Annotated in this window: 7 protein-coding genes; 3 read left to right on the forward strand and 4 right to left on the reverse strand. The window is 72.0% G+C overall.

The annotated features are described in order from the left end of the window. Both SACPADRAFT_RS25715 and SACPADRAFT_RS0205325 read left to right on the forward strand, forming a co-directional pair. Nucleotides 1-263: iron chelate uptake ABC transporter family permease subunit (locus SACPADRAFT_RS25715; protein ID WP_007025628.1), on the forward strand; the 263-nt coding region annotated here is incomplete at its 5' end. A 55-nt stretch (nt 264-318) separates the two neighbouring features. Beyond that, nucleotides 319-1140 (forward strand): ABC transporter ATP-binding protein, encoded by an 822-nt coding sequence (locus SACPADRAFT_RS0205325; protein WP_007025627.1) that lies wholly within the window; start codon nt 319-321, stop codon nt 1138-1140. Here the strand turns inward: SACPADRAFT_RS0205325 and SACPADRAFT_RS25720 are convergent. The 3 genes from SACPADRAFT_RS25720 to SACPADRAFT_RS0205340 all read right to left on the reverse strand — a co-directional run bounded on the left by SACPADRAFT_RS25720 (nt 1094) and on the right by SACPADRAFT_RS0205340 (nt 3885). Beyond that, a complete protein-coding gene (locus SACPADRAFT_RS25720; protein WP_007025626.1) occupies nt 1094-1852 on the reverse strand; it encodes a GAF and ANTAR domain-containing protein in 759 nt (252 codons plus the stop codon). The two genes, SACPADRAFT_RS0205325 and SACPADRAFT_RS25720, sit on opposite strands and share 47 nt — an antisense overlap. A gap of 45 nt (nt 1853-1897) precedes the next feature. Then, the gene (locus SACPADRAFT_RS0205335; RefSeq protein WP_007025625.1) at nt 1898-3073 is read right to left on the reverse strand and encodes an acyl-CoA dehydrogenase family protein; all 1176 of its coding nucleotides are present in this window, start codon (nt 3071-3073) and stop codon (nt 1898-1900) included. 155 nt (nt 3074-3228) lie between these two features. Next, nucleotides 3229-3885: an HhH-GDP family DNA glycosylase gene (locus SACPADRAFT_RS0205340; protein ID WP_007025624.1), complete on the reverse strand. Its 657-nt coding sequence runs from the start codon at nt 3883-3885 to the stop codon at nt 3229-3231. A 172-nt stretch (nt 3886-4057) separates the two neighbouring features. Here SACPADRAFT_RS0205340 and SACPADRAFT_RS0205345 point away from each other — a divergent pair, with 172 nt between their 5' ends. After that, nucleotides 4058-5890, forward strand: a complete 1833-nt coding sequence (locus SACPADRAFT_RS0205345; protein WP_007025623.1) for an AMP-dependent synthetase/ligase — start codon at nt 4058-4060, stop codon at nt 5888-5890. Nucleotides 5891-5998: 108 nt separating this feature from the next. On the opposite strand, the gene SACPADRAFT_RS0205350 is transcribed toward SACPADRAFT_RS0205345, so the two are convergent. Continuing rightward, nucleotides 5999-6883 (reverse strand): SDR family NAD(P)-dependent oxidoreductase, encoded by an 885-nt coding sequence (locus SACPADRAFT_RS0205350; RefSeq protein ID WP_007025622.1) that lies wholly within the window; start codon nt 6881-6883, stop codon nt 5999-6001. Nucleotides 6884-7780: the final 897 nt, after the last annotated feature.

Genomic DNA, 7780 nt, shown 5'->3' on the forward strand with positions numbered 1-7780 from the left:
TGGCCGCCGCCCTCGCGGCGGTGGCCACCGCCGCGGCCGGTCCGATCTCGTTCGTGGCGCTGGCCACCCCGCAGATCGCCCTGCGCCTGGCCCGGACGGCCCAACCCCCGCTCGCCGGGTCCCTGGTACTGGGTGCCCTGCTGACCGTGGGCGCCGACCTCACCGTCCGGGTGCTCGCACCGAGTGTGCCGGTCGGGGTGCTCACGGCGATCCTCGGCGCGCCGTACCTGCTCTACCTGCTCGCCCGGAGCCGCCGACGGTGAGCGGCGCACCGGCCCCGGATGCCCCCGCCACCGACGGAAGACAGGAGGGACGCACGTGACGCGGTCCAGACTGCGGGCCGACCAGCTCCGGCTCGGATACGGCGAACGACTCGTCGTCGACGGCCTCGACCTCGCCGTCGAGGACGGCTCCGTCACCGTCGTGATCGGCCCCAACGGGTGCGGCAAGTCCACGCTGCTGCGCGCGCTGGGCCGGCTGTTGCGTCCGCGCGGCGGCGCCGTCCTGCTGGACGGCAAACGCATCGACAAACGCCCCACCCGTGACGTCGCCCGGACGGTCGGGCTGCTGCCGCAGTCGCCGCTCGCCCCGGAGGGGCTCACCGTCGGCGACCTGGTGTCCCGGGGCCGGCACCCGCACCAGAGCTGGCACCGGCAGTGGTCCGCCGACGACGAGCGGGCCGTCGGCCACGCGCTGGCGCTGACCGGGATGGACGCCCACGCGGACCGGGTGGTGGATGAGCTCTCCGGCGGCCAGCGGCAACGGGCGTGGATCTCGATGACCCTGGCCCAGGACACCGCCCTGCTGCTGCTCGACGAGCCGATCACCTACCTGGACCTCGCGCACCAGGTGGACGTGCTCGACCTCGTCCACGGCCTGCACACCGAGCGCGGCACCACGGTGGTGATGGTGCTGCACGACCTCAACCTCGCCGCCCGCTACGCGGACACGCTGGTGGCCATGGACGACGGGCGGGTGGTGGCCCGGGGCGCCCCCGGGGAGGTGCTCACCGAACAGCTGCTGGCGGAGACGTTCGGACTCGACGCCAAGGTGCTCACCGACCCGGTCGCGGGCACGCCGATGGTCGTGCCGGTCAGTGCCCACCTGCGGGACGCACCTCTTCGGGACGGAACTGGCTGACCAGCCACTCGGCGGCGTCCCGGAGTTTGAGGTTGGCGTGCTGGGAGGCCTCCACCAGCAGCGCGAACGCGCGGTCGGCGTCCACACCGTGCCGTTCCATCAGGATGCCCTTGGCCATGCCGATGGTGTCCCGGGTCCGCAACGCCACGTGCAGGTGCGCCAGTCCCTGCGAGCCCGCCAGCGCCACGGCGGCGTGCGCGGCGAACAGTTCCCCGATGCGCTCGGCGTCGTCGTCGAAGGCGTCGGTCCGCCACGAGTACAGGTTCAACGCGCCGATCGTGGACGTGCTGGTGAACAGCTTGAACCCGAGCATCGACGACACCCCGGACGAGGCCGCCTCCCGGCCGAAGCGGGGCCACCGGGGGTCCGCGCCGATGTCGCCGGTGCGGTAGACCGGCCGCTCGTGGATCGCGTCGACGCACGGCCCCTCGTGCAGCCGGTGCTGGAGCTGGTCCAGGTGCGCCACGACGTCGCTCGACGGTGCGACCGAGCGCATCGTGCCGCTCTCCAGCAGCGACACCCCCGCCTCGTCCGCACCGGGCACCGTCGCGGCGGCGGCGCGGACGATGTGTTCGACGGCGCGGTCGACGTCCGCCTCGGGCTCCAGCGTCCGGGCGATCTTGCTCAGCACCGCGGTGAGATCCTCCGCCGGCTCGCCGGGACCGGCGGCGGCCACAACAGCCTCGTCACCCACGAGGTCAGGATTACACATCGCGATCCCGGCCGGCCCCCGGCACCGGAGCCGGAGGGCGCCGGGTCACACGAACGCCCCGTGTCCGGTGATCGCGCGCCCGACCACCAGACTGTTGATCTCGCGGGTCCCCTCGTACGAGTAGAGCGCCTCGGCGTCCGCGACGAACCGGCCGATGTCGTGGTCGAGCACGATGCCGTTGCCCGCCAGCAGCTCGCGCGCCCACCCGACGACCTCCCGCATCCGACTGGTGCAGTGGGCCTTGGCCAGGGCCGAGTGCTCGTCCCGGTAGGTGCCCGCGTCCTGCAGCTGCGCCAGGCGCACGACCATGCCGAACGACGACGTGACGTTGCCGAGCATCCGCACCAGCAGGTCCTGCACGAGCTGGAACGCCGCGATCGGCCTGCCGAACTGTTCCCGTTCGCCCGCGTAGCGCAGGGCGATCTCGTAGGCCGCCAGCATCACCCCGACTGCCTGCCACGCCACGCCACTGCGGGTGGCCCGCAGGATCCGGGCCGTGTCCCGGAACGAACGGGCGTTCTGCAGCCGGTTCGCCTCGGGGACCCGACACCCGTCCAGCACGACGTCGGCGTTCTGCACCGACCGGAGTGCGATCTTGTTCTCGATCTTCGTGGCGGTGAGCCCGGGGGTGTCCTTCTCCACCACGAACCCCTTGACCTGCCCGTCGTCGACGTCCCGGGCCCAGACGACGAGGAGGTCGGCGAAGGTGGCGTTGCCGATCCAGCGCTTGCGCCCGTCGAGCACCCATTCGTCGCCGGACCGGCGCGCCGTGGTCCGCATCCCGCCCGCGACGTCGGAACCGCCCTCCGGTTCGGTCAGCGCGAACGCGCCCAGGAGTTCCATCCGGCTCATCGGCGGCAGCCACCGTGTCCGCTGGGCGGCGTCCCCGCAGTCGGCGATGCTGCCCATCGCGAGCCCGCTGTGCACCCCGAAGAAGGTCGCCATCGACGCGTCGGTGTGCGCCATCTCCAGGGCGAGGAATCCGCTCAGCAGGCTGGTCGGCTTCGGTCCCTGCACGTCGGGATAGGCACGACCGGCGATCCCCAGCTCGGCGTAGCTCTTCACCAGCTCGGTCGGGAACTCCGCACGGGCCCAGTACTCGTTGGCGATCGGCGCGACCTCGGAACGGAGGAACTCCCGCACCCGGTGCAGGACGGCCCGCTCGTCGGTGTCGAGCAGTTCCTCGAAGGAGTAGAAGTCACCGGTCAGCAGCTCGGACATGCTGCCGGATACCCGCACCACCGCGGGGGGACACCGCGCCGGAGGCGCGAAGTCCGCACCGCGCCGGAGGCGCGAAGTCCACACCGCGCCGGAGGCGCGAAGTCCGCACCGCGCCGAAGGCGCGAAGTCCGCACCACGCGGCACGACCGTGGTGCTCACGCCCGCGCGGGGCTCGCCGTCACCTCGTCCGCGAGCGTGCGGTCGAGCCGTACCCGCACCAGGGCCGCGGAGAACCGGGCCAGGTCGTCGTCGGGGACCAGCCCGGCCAGGGCCGCCGCGTCCTTGGGCAGTCCGATCCGCTCGGCCCCCTCCCTGGCCTTCTTGTCGAGGTACGGACGCAGCCACGGCCACACCCCCTGGACCTCCCGGCAGAAGATGTCCGCGCCGACGGCGCCGATCCCGGGCACCTCGCACAGCAGGCGCCGCAGCCTGCCGGGGTCACCGTCCGCGCGACGGGCCATCCGGCGGAGATCACCGCCGTACTCGTCGTCGATCAGCGCGGCACCCTCGCCGAGGGTGCTCGCCGTGCTCTCGTCGTAGCGCACGTAGTGCCCCCGGCCCAGCGCGTCGACCCGGTCCTGCCAGGAGGACTCGCGCATCCGGCGGGCGGTGCGGAACCCCGCGCCGGACAGCTCCCGCGCCGCCGCCACCGCGATGTCGGCCTTGATCCGGGCCGACATCAGGATCGACAGCACCAACAACCGGTACAGGCTCGCGGGACTGTCGGTGAGCCGGATCCCCGCCTCGTCGGCGTAGGTCCGGCCCGCCACGTCCATCAGCCGCCCGACCGTGCGTTCGGTGTCGCCGCGCATGTCCGTCACCTACCCGGCCGCGCCGCGACCGACACGGCTCGCGCCCGCACGGTCCGCCGACCGGTGAACCGATTCACGCCCGCCGCGTGTGTTGCGGTTCGGCCTCCCCTCTCCTCAACGTGACCCGGATTACCTATGGTGTGGCATCTACGCCGGATCGAGGAGGACAGCGTTGACCATCCAGCCATCCGTCGCGAACCAGGTCGAGGGACAGACCGTGGCCGGGCTGCTGCGGCGGAACGCGACCGAGTTCGCGGACCTGCCCGCCCTGAGTTCGCTGGACGACGCGGACCGGCCCACCCTCTCGTGGGGCGAACTCCGCGAGGAGATCGCCGCCTTCGCCCGCGGTCTGGCCGATCTGGGCCTGCGCGCGGGCCAGCGCATGATCATCATGTCGCCCAGCCGCCCCGAACATGTCATCGCCGATCTGGCCGCCGCGAACCTCGCGGTGATCTCGTGTACCGCGTACTCGACGTTGAGCAGTGACCAGATCCGCTACGTCGTCAACCACAGCGCGGCCCCGGTCGCCGTGCTCGCCGGTGCGGAGGAGCTCGAGCGCTGGCTCCCGGTGCTCGACGACCTGCCGAACCTCGAACACATCGTCATGATGGACGCCGACGCGATCCCCGCCGGGGACGGACGGTTCGTCAGTGCCGAGCGGGTCCGCGAGCGCGGGGCCGAGCTGCACCGGAGCAATCCGGACGCCTTCGAGCGGCTGACCGACGACATCAGGACCGACGACCCGCTGTGCATGATCTACACCTCGGGGACCACCGGCGCGCCCAAGGGCGTGGTGTTGTCGCACCGCAACACGATCCACGAGGCGTTGGCAGTTCGCCAATTACATGACGCGCCCATGCACATGTCGAACATCGCCTACCTTCCGCTCGCGCACGTCGCCGAGCGGGTGCTCTCGATCTACATGCCGATCGTGCACGCGGGCCACGTGCACACGCTCGCGGACGCGAGCGGGGTGGTCGGGGCCCTGGGCACGGTGCGGCCGGACTCGTTCTTCGGCGTGCCGCGCGTGTGGGAGAAGATGGTCGCCGGCATGAAGAACATGCTCGCGGGCGTGGACGAGCAGCGGCGCGAGGAGTTGCTCGCGGCCAACGAACTGCTCCAGGAGGGCTACAAGCTGCGCAGTGCGGGCAAGGAGGTGCCCGCCGACCTCGCCGAGCGGATCGCCGAGACGGACGAGAACGTGCTCGCCCCGATCCGGCAGATGCTCGGCCTGGACCGGTTGTTCCTGGCCGCGAGCGGCGCCGCCGCCCTGCCGACGGAGGTGCTGTACTTCATCGCCGGGCTCGGCATCGAGATCCAGGAGGTCTGGGGCCTGTCGGAGACGACGGGTGCGGTGACCGCGAACACCGCCTCCGCCTTCCGTGCGGGCACGGTGGGCCGCCCGCTCGCCGACGTCGAGGTGGCGGTGGCCGACGACGGCGAACTGCTGGTGCGCGGGCCGATCGTGTTCCCCGGCTACCTCCAGGAGGACGGGTCGATCGAACCCGCCACCGATGCCGACGGCTGGTTCGCCACCGGGGACATCGGCACGATCGACGAGGACGGGTTCGTCAGCGTCACGGACCGGAAGAAGGAACTGATCATCACGGCGGGGGGCAAGAACATCGCCCCGACCCGGATCGAGGGTCTGCTCAAGGAGCACCCGCTCATCGGGCAGACGATCGCGATCGGGGACGACCGGCCCTACATCACGGCACTGATCGTGCTGGACGACGAGATCGCCCCGGCGTGGGCCTCGTCCCGCGGCATCGAGGCCGGGGACGTGGCCGCACTGGCCGAGCACCCGGAGATCCGCGCCGAGATCGACCGTGCCGTGACCGCGGCGAACGAACGGCTCGCCCGCGTCGAGCAGATCAAGCGCTACCACCTGCTGTCCGAGGCGTGGTCCCCGGACAGCGGCGAGCTGACCCCCACCCTCAAGCTCAAGCGCCGGGTCATCACCAACCGCTACGACACCGAGATCGAGTCCCTCTACGAGAGCTGAGCACCCCGCGTCGCGTGCCGTGAAGGACTCCTTGCCTGCGTCCCATGCAGCGAAGGAGTCCTTCACGGCACCACACGCAGCGAAGGGGTCCTTCACGGCACAGCCGCGTCAGGCCGAGCGGGTCCATCCGCGCAGGGGCTCCGGGACACGCTTCTCCAGGCCGTAGGGCTCCAGGTGGGCGGCGAACACCTCGTCGAAGGCCTGCCGGACACCGTCCGAGTCCCACTCGGGACGGCGCAGGATCGGCTCCTTGAACGCGGGTTGGGCCAGCACGTGCAGGTCCGAACCGTCGCACCGGACGAGCTGTCCGGTGATTCCCGCGGAGGCCTCGGCGAGCAGGTAGGTCACCAGCGGAGCGACGCGGGACGGCGTGCGTTCCGGTGGACAGTTGCGCAGACTGCGTTCCGACTTCCACACCATGCGGGTGTGGGCCAGCGGGCACACGGCGTTGACCCGGACCCCGACCTCCTCCATGTCCAGTGCCCACGAGTAGGTCAACGAGGCGACCGCCCCCTTGCTCGCCGCGTACGCACCCAGCTTGCGCTGCCCCAACAGTGCCCCGGACGCGATGTTGACGATCGAGCCGCCCCGGTCCCGCTCGACCATGCGCTCGGCCGCCGCCATCCCCACGTGGAGGACGCCGAGCACGTTCGTCTCGACGAGCTCGCGCACCCGGGCGGGGTCGTCGGCCCACGGCAGCGCCTCGTAGTTGACCCCCGCGTTGTTCACCAGACCGTCGACCGCGCCGAACTCGGACACGCACAGCTCCACGATCGCCCGCGCCTGCGCGGGATCGGCCACACTGTGTCCACTGGCGACCGCCGTGCCGCCGTGCGCCGTGATGTTCGCCGCCGTGCGTTCGGCCAGTCCGGCGTCGACGTCGTTGACCACGACCGCCGCACCCGCCCTGGCCGCGTGCGTGGCGAACGCCTCCCCCAGACCACGCCCGGCCCCGGTCACCACCACGGCCCTGCCGCCGAGTTGTCCGTCCATCCCTGTCTCCCCACCGCGGGCTGCCGCCCACGCGTCACGTCGGTGTAGCCGGCTAGCTCCAGTGTCGGGCACGATACGCACGGTGCGTACCGGCCCGCGACGAACGGCCGCCACCCTGCGCCGAACGAGTGAGCGCTGATCGGCCGGACGTACCCCGCGGCCGAACACCGGGGACGATCGGTTGAGGGCGGCACGGCCCCGGGACGACACGGCAGGGACGCCACGGGGCGGGACGGACCCGGTGGCGCCGCGTATCACGACACGGTGCGGCGAGCGGCACGTCCCCGGGTGGTCGGACCACCTGATGGTGCCGTACCGGAACGGCGTGAACCCGCCCGCGACAAGGTATTCACCGACGGTCAGAAGTCACGACCGGACACCGCCGCTCACCTCCTTCTCCGGTCGGGCGCCCCGACGAGCACCGACGACTGTGTGAACCATGACCGCACGATCCCCGGCGATCAGAAGTCCCGACCCGCCACGGCACACCTCCCACGATCCCGCTCGCGAAACCGCACCGCGGGGCGACACGGTCCGTGACCGGCACGCCCCGGGTGTTCCGGCATGCACGAAGATATCCCCCGCCCGGACCAGACGTCACGACGGACCGTGTTCTCACCGCCCGATGCGTCCCGGAAGCGGGGCCCCTCCTCCGGGTGGGACACCGACGGGGCGCCTTCCCGGGGGTGGGATCATGGCGTCCGGTCCGGTGGTTCACCCGGTGGACGGATATCGTCCGGACCACACGTCTCCGGACACCGACACACGCGGGAGGACGAGCGAGTGCCGCCGGGTCCGCACCGCGGGCGAGCCCGCGACCACGCTTCGGACGTGGTGGGCACGGGCGTCGTGACCGGGGAGTCCGCCCGCGGCGGGCCGGCTGCCCCGCACGACGAC

The sequence above is a fragment of the Saccharomonospora iraqiensis subsp. paurometabolica YIM 90007 genome (assembly GCF_000231035.2).
GTDB lineage: Bacteria > Actinomycetota > Actinomycetes > Mycobacteriales > Pseudonocardiaceae > Saccharomonospora > Saccharomonospora paurometabolica.